Raw genomic sequence first — 14,624 nt, 5'->3', positions numbered from 1 at the left:
CAAGGAGTCACCACAATGCAGTTTCGCCCCGCATTCATTGCCGCCCCCGTCCTGGTCATGGGCTACGGCATCGTCCGTCTGATCGACGGCCTGGACGGTGTTCGTGGTCCCGGCCCGGCCTGGACCATCGGGCACCTCGCGTTCCTCGGCGCGCTCGTCGCGTTCATCTCGGTGTTCTGGCAGATGCGCCGCATGGCTGGCGGCCGGACCCTCGCGACGGTGAGCGCCACGGCCGGCACCGTCGGGGCACTGGCGCTGATCACCCAGTTCTCGATCGACCTCGTCGCCGGCTTTCTGGCCACCGACAACTACGGCATGAGCATGATCATCCACGACGTGCGCACCCTGCCCGGCATCTCGCAGCTGGCCTACGACTTCGGGCCGTACGCCTTCTATCTCGGCCAGCTCGTACTGGTCGTCCTGCTTGCCGTGCAGCGCCGGGTCAAGCTGTGGACGCCGGTCCTAGTGCTGGCCGACCTCGCCACGCCGTTCATCGACAAGGACCTGATCCCGCTGGGTTCGGCCCTGCTGCTGGTCTCCTTCCTCCCGCTGGCCCGGGGCACCGCGGCCACCCCCACGCAGCCGGTGCCCGCCCTCGCCTGAGCGGCGAGTCCCGAGCCGATCCCCCACCAGCGGGGGGATCGGGTTCCGATGGGGGAGGAGGTCAGGGGCTGTGAATACTGTCGCGATGTCGCTTGCCCGCCTCGTGCGTACCACCGATCCGTACGTGGTGGACGCGGCGATCACCGTGTCCGTCCTGATCGCGATGTCCCTGCCGTTCGTGCTTCCCGCACCGGGTAGCGAGCCAGGGCCGCTGGCCTACCTGCTGACCGCCGGTACGGCGATCCCGCTGATCTGGCGCCGACGGGTCCCCCTCACCGTCCTGCTGGTCGTGGCACTGGCCACGATCGCGGGCAAAGCGGCGGACGCGCCGGGGCAGCCACTCGCCTACGGCGGGCTGATCGCCCTCTACACGGTCGCCGCACTCGGTGGTCGCCGGCAGCGCTGGTGGGCACTCGCCGCGACCTTCCCGGGGGTGGCCGCGGGGGTGGCGTTCAACACCAACCGCGTCAGCGAGTACTTCTACACCTTCCTGGTCTTCTTCACCGCGTACGTGCTGGGTCGGCTCAGCGCCGCCCGGCAGGAGCGCGCGACCGCCCTGGAGGACCGGGCGCTCCGGGCCGAACGTGAGCGCGAGTTCGAGGCCGACCGGGCCGCCGTCCGCGAGCGGGCCCGGATCGCCCGGGAGATGCACGACGTGCTGTCCCACGCGGTGAGCCTCATGATCGTGCAGGCCGAGGCCGGGCCGGTCGCGGTACGCACCGCACCGGACCGGGCCGAGGCGGCGTTCGACGCGATCGCCGCCGCCGGCCGGGACGCCATGGTGCAGCTGCGCGGCATGCTCGGCCTGCTGCGCTCCGAGCCCGGGCCCCGCAGCCCACAGCCCACCCTGGCCCAACTGCGGTCGCTGATCGACGGTGTACCGGTGGCCGGCCTACGGGTGACCGGGGAGCCGCGCCCGGTGTCGGCCGACGTGGAGTTGGCCGCGTACCGGATCGTGCAGGAGGCCCTCACCAACGCGCTCAAGCACGCGGCGGCCAGCACTGTCGACGTACACCTCGGCTGGTCGTCCGATGCCCTCACGGTCACCGTGACCGACGACGGCGCTGGAACCGGCGGCCCGGGCGGCGGACACGGCCTCGTCGGCATCCGGGAACGCGCGATCGCCTGCGGCGGTACGGCGAGGGCCGAACCGGCGGCAGGCGGACGCGGGTTCACCGTCGAGGCTCGGCTACCGTTCCCGGCGTGACGATTCGGGTGGTGATCGCAGACGACCAGGAGCTTGTCCGCAGCGGATTCTCCATGATCCTCGACGCCCAGCCGGACATCACCGTCGTCGCCGACGTCGGTGACGGGGCTGCGGCCGTGGCCGCCGTCCGGGAGCACCAGCCGGAGGTGACGCTCCTGGACATCCGCATGCCGACGATGGACGGCATCGAGGCCGCCCGCCGCATCTGCGCGGAGAGCTCCAGCCGGGTGATCATGCTGACCACCTTCGACCAGGACGACTACATCTACGAGGCGCTCTACGCCGGCGCCAGCGGCTTCCTGCTCAAGGACGTCCGCCGCGACGACCTCGTCCACGCCGTACGGGTCGTGGCCGCCGGCGACTCGCTGCTGGCCCCGTCGGTGACCCGGCAGATCATCTCGGACATCACTGGCCGCCACCGGCCCGGATCGCCTCGGTTGGCCGCCGCGCCCGACGCCCGCCTCAACGTGCTCACCACCCGCGAACGGGAGACCCTGCACCTGCTGGGCCGCGGCCTGGCCAACGCGGAGATCGCCCAGACCCTGGTGGTCAGCGAGCACACCGTGAAGACCCACGTCAGCAACGTGCTGACCAAGCTCGGCCTCCGCGACCGCACCCAGGCCGTGATCTGCGCCTACGAGACCGGCCTGATCACCGCCGGCGAGAACTGAGCGGCCGCACCGCAGGTCACCAGACGTGGAGGGCGGGCTCCTCGTGCTCGGAGGCCGACCACTGCCGGGTGGCGCGGACGAGCTTGTCGGGATTGACCTGGTTGTGGATGGCCGTGACACCCTCGGGCGTCACCTCCAGCGACATCACGCCGATGACCCGGTCGTCGATCACGACCACCACCGCCGGAGCGCCGTTGGCGGTGGTGACGTACATGGCGGGGCTGCCACCCACCAGGTCCCGTTTGACGTCGGCGGGCTTGAACAGGCCACGCAGGAACTTCGCCACCGCCAGTGCGCCGACGATCGGCGCGGCCCGGGCCGGGATCTGGCCGCCGCCGTCGGCGGTGCTCGTCGCGTTGTCGGTCAGCAACTCCACCAGCCGCTGGATCTCGCCGTTGTTGGCCGCCGTGAGGAACTCCGCGACGATCTTCCGCGCGGCGGCCTGGTCGACCTCCGCGCGGGCCCGCTCGGCGGTGACGTGCTGCTTGGCGCGCCGGTAGGTCTGCTGGCAGTTCGACTCGGTGATGCCGAGGATCTCGGCGATCTCGCCGTGCGAGTAGCCGAAGGCCTCCCGCAGCACGTACACCGCGCGTTCGTTGGGCGACAACCGCTCCAGCAGGGTGAGCACCGCCATCGAGACCGATTCGCGCTGCTCGGCGGTGTCGAGTGGGCCGAGCATCCGGTCCCCCGCGAGGACCGGCTCGGGCAGCCAGGTGCCCACATAGGTTTCCCGCCTGGCCCGCGCCGAGGTCAGCTGGTTGAGGCACACGTTGGTGAGGACCTTCGTCAGCCACGCCTCGGGCGTCTCGACATGCTCCCGATCGGCGCCCTGCCAGCGCAGGAAGGTGTCCTGGACGGCGTCCTCCGCGTCGCTGGCCGAGCCCAGCAGGCGATAGGCGATCGCCTCCAGGCGGGCCCTGGAGTGCTCGAACAGCTCGACCTCGTCCGGACTGAGCGGCATGGCTAGACAGTATCCGGGCGGACGGCGAACGGTTTAGAGCTGGCTCGTGCCTGGGCCGGAAACCCGGCTCGGTTCCCGTCGACCCACGTAGAAGATCAGCCCGGCCCACAGCAGGACGAGCGCCAGCGGCACCAGCACGGGAGCGAGGGCCGGCCAGGCCAGCCACGCCAGCCACGCCGGCTCAGCCAATCCATTCGCCATCAGGCCCTGCCAGGTGAGGACGACGCCCGGGAGGAGGACGATTGTCACAAGCGTGCCAACCAGTCGGGGTACGGGTGGACGTTGCCGTCCCGCCAGCCAGAACAGCGCCGCCCCAGCTGCGGCACCCAGGGCGGCGGCAGCGAGCGTGACGGTGACGTAGCCGTCGGGCGCGGCTGGCGCGAACCTCAGGACGGCCATGCGGTCCACCTGGGTGAGCGTGGCCGCCAGCCCGTCCCGTTCGGCCCGCCAGCCATCGCATGGCGTGCCCGTGACCCGATGGCTGCCCTGCCAACCCAGTGCGGTGGCGTTGCGCCGCACCGATTCGGAGTGCGCGCAGTCGAAAGCGTCGAGGTAGAGGTATTCCGCGTACGCCGAGCCGAAGTCGTCGGGGCCCAGGACACCGTAGACGTAGTTGTTCCCGACGTTCGAGCCGACTGATTGGGTGCCGGGAAGCAGTTCCGCCGCCACGCTCTGTGCCTGGTCGAAGCTGAGTGGCGCGGTGCCGCGGCCGGCGTACCAGGAGCCGAGGCTCAGGCCGGCCGTGCCGAACAGCGCCGCGCCGAGCAGCACCATCGCGACCTGCCGTAGGCGAATTCTCACCGGTGGACCCCTTCCCTGGTGCGGGGGAGCGTAGCCAAGGCGAACCAGCTCTGGTGTCCCGCGAGAGGGCCGGGCGCGCGCGGTGGTCGTACCCTTGCCGTGGTGACGTCCGATTCGTTGCGCCGCGCCCTCACCGCACCCGCGGACCCGCCGCTGCGGCCCCTGCCCGACCGGGTCGTCGCCCTGCTGGAGGCCCTGCACGCGCCGCCGCGCCTCGCCGCGCACCTGCGGGCCGTGCACGACGTGGCCGCGCAGCTCACCGACGCGATGGCGCACCGGTTCCCGCAACTCCCGTTCGACCGCGAGGCGGTGCTCTTCGGCGCCGCCACCCACGACATCGGCAAGATCCGGCACCCGGAGGAGTTGTCCGGACCCGGGTCCGCGCACGAGCCCGCCGGTTACGAGCTGCTGCTCCAGCACGGCGTCGCCGAGTCGTCGGCCCGGTTCGCGCGCAACCACGCGTCCTGGCACCGGGACGGCATCGACGTCGACGACCTGCTGGTCAGCGTGGCCGACAAGGTGTGGAAGGGAAAGCGGGTCACCGACCTGGAAGAGTTGCTCGTGGACCGGCTGGCCGACGTGACCGGCCGCGAGCGGTGGTCGGTCTTCCTCGACCTGGACGACATCCTCGACCAGATCGCCGCCGACGCGGACCGCCGACTCGCCTTCCAGGCAACCCATCCGGTGCGCGGCTGACGTTCAGCGACTCGTCGGGCCCGTTCCAGCCGTTCGGCGCGGCGTGGGCGCGGTCGGCGTTTCGCGGTGCGGCGTCGACCGGCGGTGGAACGTGGCCACCACCACGGCGGTCAGGCAGATCGCCGCGGCGGCGATGAGCGGCGGGCGGGCGCCGAGGTGGACGGCCGCGGAGCCGAGGGGGATCGCCACGACGAGCGGTCCGAACATCGCGGTGTTGGCCGTCGCGGAGACGCGTCCCAACAGCGCAGACGGCGTGTGGGTCTGCACGGCGGTCACCGCCGCGACCAGGGTCCAGGGCAGGCCGACGCCGATGACCACCGCCCCGACGACAGTGGCCGGCCACCACGGCACGCAACGCGCCAGGCAGCCGATCGCGAACAGCGCCGTTCCGGCGACACCGACGACATCGGCACCTCTCGCCACGATGAGCCGGCCGACGATCAGGCCACCGAGAATGGAGCCGGCGCCCTGCGCGCTGGCCAGCACCCCCAGGAACGTCGTCGGCAGGCGCAGTTCGGTCACGACGACCGCGTAGATTCCCGCCGTGGTGAAGCCGGACATGGCGATCGACACCGCGGCGAGCACGACCGGCAGACGTGTCGCTCGCTGTCCGAACAGGACCACCAATCCGGTACGCGGGCTGCCGCCGCGTCCGGTGGGCCGGCCGGTGGGGGTCCGGTTCAGGCGGAGTAGCGCGTACAGGGTGGCGACCAGGACCGGCGTGACCGCGCTGAGGACGGCGACCGCATGGCCGCCCCGCCACGCGTAGAGGCCGGCCCCGGCCAGGGGAGCGACGAGCTTCATGCCCTCCTGGGCGCTGGAGCGCCACCCGTTGACGTCGCCGAGTTCGGTCGGCGCGAGCGCCGACGGCAGCAGCGCCGTCTCGCCGGCGTCGATCAGCACGTAGCTGACGCCGTAGGCGCACGAGACGGCGAAGATGAGCCAGGTCTGCCCCGGCCCGCGTACCGCGAGGAGCGCCAGCAGGGCGGCGGCCAACATGAGGTTGACGGCGATGACCAGAGGCCGCCGGGGTGCCCGGTCGACCAGACCGCCCAGCCACGGGCCGGCGAGCACCGGGGCGTACACGCAGAGCCCGGCGAGGGCGGCGAGGCTGGTGGAGCCGGTGAGGTCCAGGATCCAGATGCCGGCGACCAGGGACATGGCGCTGCTGCCGAAGCCGGACAGCAGGGAGATCGCCACGAACAGGCTCGCGTTGCGACGCATGAGCCCTCCGAGTTGAGTCGAGGTGACTCACATCCTCAAGCTTGAGCGAGGCACAGGCAATGCCGCTGAACCATGTCAACGAGCCGTTGACATGGCCACGTCGATCTTCGTCGCGGCGGTCCGAGCGGGCGCGGGCAGTCGCTCATCCGCTTCGGCGAGATCGGTGGCGAGGTGCAGGGCCAACGCGTGCAGCGAGCCCGGGGTGGCGTCCAGCGCGGCGTCCACAGTGCTCCGCACGAGCGCCGCTCGACGAAATCGGCTGTCCCACCGCTGATCGGCGCCGATCCACCGGCCGAGGTCGGCCACCGCCGCCCGCAGCGCCGCGATCTGCGGGGGCAACCGGAGGTCGAGCTGCTGCCGCCGCGACCACCGCGCCGCCACCAGCCGTTGTCGACGCTGCTCGGCGGCCTGGCGGCTGCCGAGGCCGAGTGCCGTCGCGATCTGGGCCCACGTCGCACCGTCATGGCGCGCGCGGTCGATGATCTCCAGCTCCTGCTCGTCCAGGCGGGCGCGGGTAGCGCGAACCTCCGCCAGCCGAGCCAGCTCCGACGTCATCTGTCAACGTTACATTGACACTGTCTCGGCATCGGCGGTGATCGTCCTAGGTGCGCGGACCATGAACACGTCCACCGGATCCTCGGTGTCGAGGGTGAAGCCGTGCCGCTCGTACAGCCGCCGGGCCGGGCTGCCCCGCAGCACGTTCAGCCGGACCCGCGTGCCGGCGCTGTCGCACCGGTCCAGCAGCTCGCGCAGCACGGCCGTGCCGATGCCACTGCCCTGTAGCCGCGGAGCCAGGTAGAAGTGCTCCAGCCAGTGGGCGTCCGCGTCGGGCCGCAGCGCCACGCAGCCGGCGAACGCGCCGTCCACCTCGACGACCCAGGTGTACGCCGGTGCGAAACCGTCCCGCAGGCGCTGCCGCACCCGCTGTTCGTCGTACCGCCCGAGCCGCCCCAGATCGGCCCGCAGCACCACCGCCCGCAACTCGGCCACCGCGTCGACGTCCGCCGCCGAGGCCGGCCGAAGCTCCCAGTCCGCCATGATCAATAAGCTATCGCGGCGCCGCGCCCTGGTGTTGGCGCAGCCCAGCGACGAGTAGTTCGACCATGCGACGCGCGTCGTAGCGGGGTTCGCCGGCACCGATGCAGAGATTGCCGACACCGCGCAGCAACTCGAAGGCCGTCACGTCGGGGCGGATCTCGCCGGCTGCGGCGGCGGCGTCGAGCAGTTGGGCGCACACCGGCACGAGGCGGTCCAGGAAGTAGGCGTGCAGAGTCTCGAAGGCCGCGTTGTCGGACTGTAGCGCCTCGGCGAGGCCGTGCTTGGTGACCAGGAAGTCGACGAAGAGGTTGATCCATCGGGCGAGGGCGGCGTGTGGTGTGCTGCTGGCGGCCAGCAGAGTCGGGCCAGCCGCCGCACACGCCTCGACCTGGTGCCGGTAGACGGCGACGATGAGGTCGGCGCGGGTCGGGAAGTGGCGGTAGATGGTGCCCACACCGACGCCGGCCCGGGCGGCGATGTCGCGTACGGGCGCGTCCACGCCCGAGGTGACGAAGGCCGAGGCGGCGGCGTCCAGCAGTGTCGCCTCGTTGCGCCGGGCGTCGGCCCGCTTCCGCGGGGTCGGCCTCCCTGATCCGCTGTCGATGTCGGCCACCGCGCCGTTACCCCCGTCACTTGGCAAACGGAACGCTGTTCCGTATCGTTCTTAGCGGAACATCGTTCCACTTACTCAGGATGCCAGAGCGAGTGGGCCAGTGTCACCTCACCCTTCCGTGGAGGAACAGCCATGCAGTACCGCACCCTGGGACGCACCGGCGTCCAGGTCAGCACCCTCGTGCTCGGCGCAATGAACTTCGGCAAACTGGGGCACACCACCCAGGGCGAGGCGACGGCGATCGTCGACGCCGCGCTGGAAGCCGGAATCAACCTGATCGACACCGCCGACATGTACAGCCAGGGCGAGTCGGAGCAGCTGGTCGGCAAGGCCATCGCCGGCCGCCGCGACGACATCGTGCTGGCCACGAAGGCCGGCATGCCGATGGGCGACGAGCGCAATCAGCGGGGCGCCTCGCGCCGCTGGCTGGTCACCGAGTTGGACAACAGCCTGCGCCGCCTCGGCGTCGACCACGTCGACCTCTACCAGATCCACCGGTGGGACCCGACCACCAGCGACGAGGAGACCCTGTCGGCGCTGACCGACCTGCAACGGGCCGGAAAGATCCGCTACTTCGGCTCCTCGACCTTCCCCGCGTACCGCATCGTGCAGGCCGAGTGGGCCGCGCGGGAGCACCACCTGGGCCGTTACGTCACGGAGCAGCCCAGCTACTCGATCCTGCAACGGGGGATCGAGGCCCACGTCCTGCCCGTGACCGAGCAGTACGGGCTCGGCGTGCTCGCCTGGAGCCCACTCGCCTCGGGCTGGCTCTCCGGCGCGATCCGCGCCGGCCGGGAGATCACCACCAGCCGATCGGCGCTCCTGCCCGCCCGCTTCGACCTCAGCGTCCCGGCCAACCAGGCCCGGCTCGACGCCGTCGAGCAACTGGCCACCGTCGCCGACGAGGCGGGGCTCACCCTGATCCAGCTCGCGCTCGGGTTCGTCACCGCGCACCCGGCCGTGACCAGCGCGATCATCGGCCCCCGCACCATCGACCACCTGCACGCCCAGCTCGCCGCCGCAGACACCGTGCTCCCGGCCGACGTGCTCGACGCGATCGACGCGATCGTCGCACCCGGGGTCGACCTCGCCGCAGCCGAGAAGTTCGACACCCCGCCCGCCCTGCTCGACCCGGCGCGGCGGCGTCGCTGAGCATTCGGATGCGGTGGTCGGCGTCGCTGGTCACCTAGGATGTGACCCATGAGCGCTGAGGCTGTCGGCATGCACATGCCCGCCGTTGTGACGCTCGACGATGTGGCAGCGATGAACGCCGCCGACCCGAACGGTCACCGCTACGAGACCAGCCCCGAGGGGGTCCTGTCGGTCATGCCGCCGCCCGATTCGGAACATGCCATGATCGCCAGTCGCCTCTTCGCCTGGTTGATCGTGGCGGGTTGGCCGGCCGAGCAGGTGCTTCAGGCAGTTGGTGTGCGCATTTCCGGACCGGACGGTGACGGTGGCCGCATCCCCGATGTGAGTGTCTGGCGTAAGCCGCCGTCCCGCAGCGTCTGGGCCGCAGTCGCCGACGTCGTACTCGTCGTGGAGATCGTCTCTCCGGGCTCGGAGGCGATGGACTCCGTGACCAAGGTCCGCGAGTACGCGTCGGCGGGGATCCCGCAGTACTGGGTGGTCGATCGGGACGGCGCGCAGACGGTCACCCTGCATCGGCTGAGCGGGGACGGCACCTACGAGACGCGAGCGCGGATGCCGCTGGCCTGGCTGCTCCAGACCGCCCCCGCCGACCATCTCGACTGAACGCCAGCATCGACAGCCCCGGCCTGTCGTATCGTTCCGGGATGGCGCAGCCGGTGTGGGCGAACGGTGACGCGTACGAGGCGTACGTGGGTCGGTGGAGCCGCCTGGTCGCGGTGGACTTCCTGCGCGGGTTGGCCGTGCCGCCGGGGCGGCACTGGCTCGACGTGGGTAGCGGCACCGGGGCGCTGACCTCGACGATCCTCACCACCACGGATCCCGTCCGGGTGACCGGCATCGACCCGTCGGAGGGGTTCGTCGCGGTCGCGCGTACCCGGGTCACCGACCCCCGGGCGGCCTTCCAGGTCGGTGACGCCCGGGCGTTGCCGCTGCCCGATCGTGTCGCGGACGTGGTGGTCAGCGGGTTGACGCTCAACTTCGTGCCGGAGCCCGCACGGGCGGTGGCGGAGTTCGCGCGGGTGGTCCGGCCGGCCGGGGTGGTGGCCGCCTACGTCTGGGACTACGCCGAGGGGATGGCGATGATGCGGCACTTCTGGGCCGCCGCCGCACAGCTCGACCCGGCCTCGACGAAGCTGGACGAGGGGAACCGCACCACTGTGTGTCGGCCCGACACGCTCCGCACGCTGTGGGAGCGGGCCGGGTTGCGGGACGTTTCGGTCTGGCCGGTCGACGTACCGACGACCTTCACCGACTTCGCCGACTACTGGACACCGTTCCTCGGCGGTCAGGGGTCGGCGCCGGGGTATGTCGCGACGTTGGCCGAATCCGACCGGGCCGCGCTGCGGGAGTCGCTGACGACCCGACTGCCAGTCGAGCCGGACGGGTCGATCCGGCTCACCGCGCGGGCCTGGGCCGTACGCGGCACGCCACCCGAGTAGCCGTCGCGCCGGGCCCCGCCGCCACTGTCGCAAAGCGGACAAGACGGTAAAGCCCCTGGTAGAGCACCCTTGGGGCAGGTGGAGGTAGACGGGTGGCGGGCCACATCCCGATCCTCCGGCACCGGCGGGGACAACATCGTCCCCACCGGTGCCGCCCTCACCCAGCCCGGCCTTGATGCCGCGGCGGTCACGGCACAGCTGCCGTGCCGAGCGCGCACACCACAGGCCACGGCTGCCAACGACACCCTGCGGGCGCCCCGCAGCGGTGCCTCCGCCCATCGGGACAGGGACGTCAGCACCGCCGGGCAGTCAGGTGACGCCGCCCACCGGCCGTATCTGCCGTCCACGTGCCCCGCCGGCCTTTCGCACTGTCGACCCGCCGGGTCCGGCGCCGCCCAACTGCGCGCCGAGCCCTGGCGACCGAGCCAGAAAGGGCCCGACATGGCCGCTCCCACTGCGACCGCAGCCTTGAACGCATCCGTCTTCGCGCCGGGTGCCCAGATGCTGCTGACCGTCACCTACTCAGACGCCGACACCAAACCGCTGACCGTCACCATCGTGGTCACCGACGCGCAGGGCAACAGCAGCGCACCGGTCAAGGTCACGGCGGTCATCGACCCGCTCACCGTGACCGTCACCGACAACTCCGGGCGTACCTGGACCCGGGTTTCCGACAACGGCTCCGTGGCCGTGTACCGGTCGGTGGCGTGATGCCCCGGGTCACCGTCCAGGTCCGCGACGCCGCCGGAAACACCGCGACGGCAACCGCCGACTACAGCCTGGGCCAACCCGTGCTCGGCGGCTACTACCTCTCCGGTGGCGCCGATCCGACCGCCGACATGGCCGGCGGCAACTTCCGGTCGCTCACCCAGTACCGCAGCTTCGCCGACGGCTACATCTTCCCCGGCTACAACCGACCCTGGCTGATCAGCTTGGGCAAGGCCGGGGTGCAGATGAACATGGTCCTGGAGTTGAAGCACTACGGTGCTCCGAACTACGGACCGCAGAGCTTCGCGGTGGACGGCACCAGCTACACAGTGCCGGCACCGACGATGACCATCCAGCAGCGACCCGGCGCGACCTGGCCGAAGGCGTACGGGTACGGCCAGGTGCTCAAGGGGCAGTGTGACGGGTTGTTCGCCCGCGCCCTGTCGCAGTACCGGACGCTCGGCTTCGGGGTGAACATCCAGCTCGCCTCGGAGTTCGACACCGACCACGAGTTCGGGACCACCGAGGACGGCAAGGCCTACACCTGGGCCGAGTCGGACGCCCGGGCGGTGCAGGCGGTGAACTACATCCTGACGTGGTTCAAGGCGCGGACGCTGCCGGCCGGGACGACCTTCTCGGTCGGGCTGGGCGGCTTCGACCGGGGCTGCTTCCAGCGTATGCACCCGGAGTCGCTGATGACCCGCCTCGACTATCTCCAGTGGAACGCGTACGCCACCAACGCCAGCCACACCGCGCTGGCCCGATTTCGCCGCACCAAGGACTGGGCGGTGGCGGACCTCGGCCCGGTGGCGCTGTCCCGACCCGTGATCATCGCCGAGTGGGGGGTACGGGTGGCCGAGGTCCCCAACCAGGCGGCCTGGATCGCCACAGTGCCGGCGGCGATCGCCCAGCTCAACGCCGAGCCTGGGCCACGGATCGTGCGCACCAACTACTTCAACTCCGGGTGGGGCACCCTGACGCCGAAGGCGGTCGGGTTGGCCGCGCTCCGCGAGGCGTACGCCAAGCGGCCGTACGTCTGACCGGTGTCCGGCGGCTCCGGGCTCCCGGGGCCGCCGGGACGGTGCCGGTCAGCCCTCACCGAGCCGTTCGGCGTACGCGTCGCGCAGCTCGGGCCAGCCGAAGTCCTTGGCCTCCGCGCCACGGATCGGGCCGACCGGGTCGCCGTCGAGCAGCCGGTCGGCCACGTCGAGGCAGAGGTGCCAGCCGGCCGCGACCATCGGCAGCATGCCCCGGTCGGCGACTGTGTGCCGCAGGGTGAGCCGGGTGCCGCTGCCCAGCGGGCTCAGCTCCCAGCGCAGCAGGTCGTCACCCCAGGTGTACTCCAGCAGGTGCGGCGGCTCGGCCCGGCGTACCGTCGCCGGGTCCTCCTGGGTGGTCTCGCCGTCGACGAGGGTGAGCACAGCGGCGCCGGCGTTGCCGAGATCGCGGTCGGCGAGGAACGGCGCCCACTGCGCGAGCTGGGCCGGGTCGGTCAGTGCCGCCCAGACGGCGGCCGGCGGATGCCGCAGGTCGCGGACGAAGACCAGTGTCGCGCCGTCGTCGGCGCGCACGTCGGCGGGTGGGCTCGGGCGGAACGCGTCGCGGTCCATTCACTGCTCCTGACTGTCGAGGTGCCGTTCCAGGGCGTCCAGGTGTCGGGCCCAGAGCCGCCGGTACGGGTCGAGCCAGCCGTCGACGTCCCGCAGCGGGCCGGGGTCGAGGCGGTAGATCCGCTGTCGGGCGGCCGTCCGGCAGCTGACGAAGCCGGCGTCGCGAAGCACCCGCAGGTGTTTGGAGACGGCTGGCTGGCTGACCCCGAGCCCATCGACCAGCTCGCCGACGCTGCGTTCGGCGTCGCGGAGCTGATCGAGGATCCGGCGCCGGGTGGGCTCGGCGAGGACGGCGAAGGCGTCGGTGGACACCTTCCCAATATGCCTCCTCCGTCATATGACTGTCAAAGCATACGACGACAGCCGCCGTCCCGACGCGGCACCGCCGATCGGCTCCCTATGCTCGGATCATGGAACTTCGGATCTTCACCGAGCCCCAGCAGGGTGCCAGCTACGACCAGTTGCTCGCCGTCGCCCGCTGCGCCGAGGACGCTGGATACGGCGCGTTCTTCCGGTCCGACCACTACCTGATGATGGGTGACGTGAGCGGCGAGCCCGGCCCCACCGACGCGTGGACCACGCTCGCCGGCCTGGCCCGGGACACCAGCCGCATCCGGCTCGGCACGCTGATGACCGCCGCCACCTTCCGGCTGCCCGGCCCGCTGGCGATCACCGTGGCGCAGGTCGACCAGATGAGCGGCGGCCGGGTGGAGCTGGGCATCGGCACCGGCTGGTACGCCGAGGAGCACAGCGCGTACGGCATCCCGTTCCCGCCGCTGGGCGAGCGGTTCGACCGGCTGGAGGAGCAGCTCGCCGTCATCACCGGGCTCTGGTCCACGCCGGCGGGGGAGCGGTTCGACCACGACGGCCGGTACTACCCGGTCCGCGACTCGCCCGCCCTGCCCAAGCCCGTGCAGCAGCCACGTCCACCGATCCTGCTCGGCGGCACGGGCCCGAAGCGCACCCCTCGGCTGGCTGCCCGCTACGCGGACGAGTTCAACCTGCCGTTCGCCTCGGTGCCGGACACGGCGGCGCAGTTCGACCGGGTCCGCGCGGCCTGCGTCGAGATCGGCCGGGACCCGGCCGGGATGGTCTGGTCCAACGCCCTGGTGCTCTGCTGCGGGCGCGACGACGCCGAGGTGGCCCGCCGGGCCGCCGCGATCGGCCGCGAACCGGACGAGCTGCGGGCCAACGGTCTGGCCGGGACGCCCGGTGAGGTGCTGGACACCATCGGCCGGTACGCGGAGATCGGCAGCGAGCGGCTCTACCTCCAGGTGCTGGACCTCAGCGACCTGGAGCACCTGGAGCTGGTCGCCAGCGAGGTGATGACGAAGCTCTGAGTCGGCCGGGTGGCCGTGGGACGACGCCGCCGGTCAGGCCCGGTGGGCGCCCGTCCCGGCCGCGTTCGGGTCGCCCAGCACGGTGTCCAGCCGCCCGTCGCGGTCACTGTCCACATAGGTGATGTCCGGGATCCCGTCACCGTCCACGTCAATCTGGACGACGTCGGCGACGCCGTCACCGTCGAGGTCGGTGACCACCTCCACCGAGCCGTCCAGGTGACGGGTCACGATCGACTGTGCTCCGGGAGCGCGCGGTGGCGGCCCGGGTGCCGGCACCGGCGTCGGGGCGGGCGCGGGCGCCGGTGTGGGCCGAGGGCCAGGTGTGGGCGACGGGTGGCTCGGCAATCCGCCGGCCGGCGGCGCGCTGGCCTGCTCGACCCCGGTGCCGGTGGGGTCCAGCTCCTCCTCGGAGGGGAAAACGTCGCCCCGCGGGGCCGGATCACGGTAGCTGCTCATGGGCGTAGGGTTCCCCGACGATGACGAGAACAACCGTGCCCGATCGACCGGTGTCCTCGGTGCCCGGTTTGGTGGAAGATGCGGGGACCGACGCCACGGTCATGA

Annotated in this window: 19 protein-coding genes; 10 read left to right on the top strand and 9 right to left on the bottom strand. The window is 71.7% G+C overall.

Annotated features, from left to right (window positions below; genetic code table 11):
* Positions 1-15: 15 nt before the first annotated feature.
* From ACQRWP_RS20605 to ACQRWP_RS20595, 3 genes are all read left to right on the top strand, one after another.
* Positions 16-603: a hypothetical protein gene (locus ACQRWP_RS20605; RefSeq protein ID WP_430497005.1), complete on the top strand. Its 588-nt coding sequence runs from the start codon at positions 16-18 to the stop codon at positions 601-603.
* Between the two features lie 85 nt (positions 604-688).
* Positions 689-1,810, top strand: coding sequence for a sensor histidine kinase (locus tag ACQRWP_RS20600; RefSeq protein ID WP_430497003.1), 1,122 nt, complete (start codon positions 689-691; stop codon positions 1,808-1,810).
* Between the two features lie 53 nt (positions 1,811-1,863).
* Positions 1,864-2,481 (top strand): response regulator, encoded by a 618-nt coding sequence (locus ACQRWP_RS20595; RefSeq protein ID WP_430503240.1) that lies wholly within the window; start codon positions 1,864-1,866, stop codon positions 2,479-2,481.
* Positions 2,482-2,497: 16 nt separating this feature from the next.
* Here the strand turns inward: ACQRWP_RS20595 and ACQRWP_RS20590 are convergent, their stop codons facing one another.
* Together ACQRWP_RS20590 and ACQRWP_RS20585 are read right to left on the bottom strand one after the other, a co-directional pair.
* Positions 2,498-3,442 (bottom strand): RNA polymerase sigma-70 factor, encoded by a 945-nt coding sequence (locus ACQRWP_RS20590; protein WP_430497001.1) that lies wholly within the window; start codon positions 3,440-3,442, stop codon positions 2,498-2,500.
* A gap of 33 nt (positions 3,443-3,475) precedes the next feature.
* The gene (locus ACQRWP_RS20585; RefSeq protein ID WP_430496999.1) at positions 3,476-4,243 is read right to left on the bottom strand and encodes a hypothetical protein; all 768 of its coding nucleotides are present in this window, start codon (positions 4,241-4,243) and stop codon (positions 3,476-3,478) included.
* Between the two features lie 102 nt (positions 4,244-4,345).
* Here ACQRWP_RS20585 and ACQRWP_RS20580 point away from each other — a divergent pair, with 102 nt between their 5' ends.
* Complete coding sequence (locus ACQRWP_RS20580; RefSeq protein ID WP_430496997.1) at positions 4,346-4,939, top strand: HD domain-containing protein; 594 nt, start codon at positions 4,346-4,348, stop codon at positions 4,937-4,939.
* Between the two features lie 3 nt (positions 4,940-4,942).
* Here the strand turns inward: ACQRWP_RS20580 and ACQRWP_RS20575 are convergent, their stop codons facing one another.
* The 4 genes from ACQRWP_RS20575 to ACQRWP_RS20560 form a co-directional block, all read right to left on the bottom strand.
* Positions 4,943-6,163 (bottom strand): MFS transporter, encoded by a 1,221-nt coding sequence (locus tag ACQRWP_RS20575; protein ID WP_430496996.1) that lies wholly within the window; start codon positions 6,161-6,163, stop codon positions 4,943-4,945.
* Positions 6,164-6,238: 75 nt separating this feature from the next.
* Entirely contained in the window at positions 6,239-6,718 is a 480-nt protein-coding gene (locus ACQRWP_RS20570; protein WP_430496995.1) for a hypothetical protein, read from the bottom strand.
* 9 nt (positions 6,719-6,727) lie between these two features.
* Positions 6,728-7,201, bottom strand: a complete 474-nt coding sequence (locus ACQRWP_RS20565; protein WP_430496993.1) for a GNAT family N-acetyltransferase — start codon at positions 7,199-7,201, stop codon at positions 6,728-6,730.
* 10 nt (positions 7,202-7,211) lie between these two features.
* The gene (locus ACQRWP_RS20560) at positions 7,212-7,805 is read right to left on the bottom strand and encodes a TetR/AcrR family transcriptional regulator (protein ID WP_430503239.1); all 594 of its coding nucleotides are present in this window, start codon (positions 7,803-7,805) and stop codon (positions 7,212-7,214) included.
* Positions 7,806-7,946: 141 nt separating this feature from the next.
* Between ACQRWP_RS20560 and ACQRWP_RS20555 the strand changes: the two genes are divergently transcribed.
* The 5 genes from ACQRWP_RS20555 (at position 7,947) to ACQRWP_RS20535 (ending at position 12,153) form a co-directional block, all read left to right on the top strand.
* Complete coding sequence (locus ACQRWP_RS20555) at positions 7,947-8,966, top strand: aldo/keto reductase (protein ID WP_430496991.1); 1,020 nt, start codon at positions 7,947-7,949, stop codon at positions 8,964-8,966.
* Between the two features lie 48 nt (positions 8,967-9,014).
* Complete coding sequence (locus tag ACQRWP_RS20550) at positions 9,015-9,569, top strand: Uma2 family endonuclease (RefSeq protein WP_430496989.1); 555 nt, start codon at positions 9,015-9,017, stop codon at positions 9,567-9,569.
* A 41-nt stretch (positions 9,570-9,610) separates the two neighbouring features.
* Positions 9,611-10,405, top strand: coding sequence for a class I SAM-dependent methyltransferase (locus tag ACQRWP_RS20545; RefSeq protein WP_430496987.1), 795 nt, complete (start codon positions 9,611-9,613; stop codon positions 10,403-10,405).
* Between the two features lie 441 nt (positions 10,406-10,846).
* A complete protein-coding gene (locus ACQRWP_RS20540; RefSeq protein WP_112582546.1) occupies positions 10,847-11,116 on the top strand; it encodes a hypothetical protein in 270 nt (89 codons plus the stop codon).
* The gene (locus ACQRWP_RS20535) at positions 11,116-12,153 is read left to right on the top strand and encodes a hypothetical protein (protein WP_430496984.1); all 1,038 of its coding nucleotides are present in this window, start codon (positions 11,116-11,118) and stop codon (positions 12,151-12,153) included. The genes ACQRWP_RS20540 and ACQRWP_RS20535 overlap by 1 nt, the downstream gene beginning before the upstream one ends.
* A 48-nt stretch (positions 12,154-12,201) precedes the next feature.
* On the opposite strand, the gene ACQRWP_RS20530 is transcribed toward ACQRWP_RS20535, so the two are convergent.
* Positions 12,202-12,723: an SRPBCC family protein gene (locus ACQRWP_RS20530; RefSeq protein WP_430496982.1), complete on the bottom strand. Its 522-nt coding sequence runs from the start codon at positions 12,721-12,723 to the stop codon at positions 12,202-12,204.
* Entirely contained in the window at positions 12,724-13,035 is a 312-nt protein-coding gene (locus tag ACQRWP_RS20525; protein ID WP_430496980.1) for an ArsR/SmtB family transcription factor, read from the bottom strand.
* Positions 13,036-13,133: 98 nt separating this feature from the next.
* On the opposite strand from ACQRWP_RS20525, the gene ACQRWP_RS20520 reads away from it, so the two are divergent.
* Positions 13,134-14,063: an LLM class F420-dependent oxidoreductase gene (locus tag ACQRWP_RS20520; RefSeq protein WP_430496979.1), complete on the top strand. Its 930-nt coding sequence runs from the start codon at positions 13,134-13,136 to the stop codon at positions 14,061-14,063.
* A 33-nt stretch (positions 14,064-14,096) separates the two neighbouring features.
* On the opposite strand, the gene ACQRWP_RS20515 is transcribed toward ACQRWP_RS20520, so the two are convergent.
* Positions 14,097-14,519 (bottom strand): hypothetical protein, encoded by a 423-nt coding sequence (locus ACQRWP_RS20515; RefSeq protein ID WP_430496977.1) that lies wholly within the window; start codon positions 14,517-14,519, stop codon positions 14,097-14,099.
* Between the last annotated feature and the right edge of the window lie 105 nt (positions 14,520-14,624).

The sequence above is a fragment of the Micromonospora trifolii genome (assembly GCF_050516465.1).
GTDB classification, from domain to species: Bacteria; Actinomycetota; Actinomycetes; order Mycobacteriales; family Micromonosporaceae; genus Micromonospora; species Micromonospora trifolii.
Note: the sequence above shows the minus strand (reverse complement) of the source record. Positions and strands in the feature narration are given on the sequence as shown.